Here is a 2080-nt window from a genome sequence, read left to right as displayed (position 1 = left end):
AAGTACAGCACGTCGAAACCCAGGGAGGCGATCAGCGGCAGCCGGGCCTCGACATCGGCGAAGGTCCCGTGCACGCCGGGCCGCTCGCCGGCCGAGCGCGGAAACAGTTCATACCAGCTGCTGAAGCGCGCGCGCTCGCGGTCGACCACCAGCGGCAGTTCGACCGCGAAGTGGGTCATGAGCCGACGGTCGGGGAAGCGGCCCGCAGTCAGGGCCAGATCCTCGTCGAGCGCGAGGTCCTTGAGCTCCGTCACCTCCGTCTCGGCGTCGGCTGCGCCTTCTTCCAGGGCGCGCGCCCAGGCCGCCAGCGCCTCGCGATCGGTCCCCGTGGCGCGTTCGGCCGCGGCGGCGATCTCGAGCGCGCCGACCCGCGCGGCGACGCGAATGTCGTCGGCATCCACCCGCCGCACCAGCTCGTGGCGCCAGGATTCGAAGGCGTCGACCCAGGCCACGACGGTGTAGCGGTAGCGCCCGGGCGTCGGCGGCACGAACTCTGCATGCCACTCGTCGTTGTACCTCAGCTTCATCGGCAGTTCGCGCCGGCGCGCGTCGGCCTCTTTCCACCATTGCAGCGTCACCCGCGGCGCATCGTGGCCGTCGGTGAACACGTGGGCGGTCACGCGCAGGCTTTCGCCGGCCACATGCTTGACCGCGAAGCGGCCGCCATCGACCACCGGAAGGACCGCGTCGATGACGGCGCGGCTGCGGCCGTCGTGTGCATCGAGCGAGGCCGGCGGATTCGGCGTCGTCGCTGCGGGTTTCAGCAAGAGGCTCTCAGGCATCGGCGGCGGCTTTCAGGTAGAGGGTGGACAGCGGCGGCAGGGTCAGGCAGAGCGCGTGCTTCTGGCCGTGCGAGCGCATCGGCGCGGCCTCGACCTCGCCCAGATTGCCCCAGCCGGCGCCACCGAAGGCCTGCGCGTCGCTGTTGAGGATCTCGTGCCAGACGCCGCCCGTCGGCACGCCCAGGAAGTAGTTCTGGCGCGGGACCGGCGTCAGATTGCTGACCACCAGGACCGGATCGCCGTTGCGGGCGCGGCGAACGAAGGCGATCACGCTCTGCGCGGCGTCGTCGGCAACGATCCACTCGAAGCCTTCGGCGGCGAAGTCCAGCTCATGCAGCGCGGGCTCGGCACGCAGGAGCCGGTTGAGTTCGCCGATCAGATGCTGCATACCACGGTGCGCCGGCTGCTCCATCAGGTGCCAGTCGAGCTGGCCCTCGTGCGTCCATTCGCGCCGCTGGGCGAACTCGCCCCCCATGAAGAGCAGCTTCTTGCCTGGATGCGCCCACATGTACGCGAACAAGGTGCGTAGGTTGGCGAACTGCTGCCACGCATCGCCCGGCATCTTGTCGATCAGCGAGCCCTTGCCGTACACCACTTCGTCGTGCGAGAGAGGCAGCACGAAGTTCTCGCTGAAGGCGTAGATCATCGAGAAAGTCAGCCCGTGGTGGTGGTAGCTCCGGTGCACCGGGTTCTGCCTCATGTAGGCCAGGGTGTCGTGCATCCAGCCCATGTTCCATTTCATGTCGAAGCCCAGCCCGCCCTGCGCGATCGGCCGCGAGACCTGCGGCCAGGCGGTCGATTCCTCGGCCATGGTAAAGGTATCGGGGTGCTCGCGGTGCACCGCCCGGTTGAGCGTGTGAAGGAAGTCGATCGCCTCGAGGTTTTCGCGCCCGCCGCGCCGGTTCGGGATCCACTCGCCGCCGCGTCGCGCGTAGTCCAGGTACAGCATCGAGGCGACAGCGTCCACCCGCAGGCCGTCGACGTGGTAGCGGTCGAGCCAGAACAGGCCCGAAGAGATCAGGAAGCTGCGGACCTCGTTGCGGCTGTAGTTGAAGATGGCCGAGTTCCATTCGGGATGAAAGCCCTGGCGCGGGTCCGCGTGCTCGTAGAGGTGGGTGCCGTCGAAGCCGGCCAGGCCGTGGGCGTCGGTCGGGAAATGCGACGGCACCCAGTCCAGCACCACGCCGATGCCGCGCTGGTGCATGTGGTCGACGAAGTACATGAAGTCCTGCGGCTCGCCGTAGCGCGCCGTGGGTGCGAAGTACCCGGTGGTCTGGTAGCCCCACGAGCCATAGAAG

General features: G+C 68.4%; 2 protein-coding genes. Both read right to left on the bottom strand.

From position 1 onward, the window contains the following. On the bottom strand, positions 1–767 hold a 767-nt coding region (locus tag AC1DY5_RS53025; RefSeq protein WP_478122249.1), incomplete at its 3' end, for a maltotransferase domain-containing protein. Positions 768–774: 7 nt separating this feature from the next. Beyond that, a partial coding sequence (glgB, locus tag AC1DY5_RS53020; protein ID WP_478122248.1) for a 1,4-alpha-glucan branching protein GlgB occupies positions 775–2080 on the bottom strand: 1306 nt, incomplete at its 5' end.

Source organism: Variovorax sp. P4_D9 (genome assembly GCF_056401695.1).
This window is presented reverse-complemented; position numbering and strand designations above follow the sequence as displayed.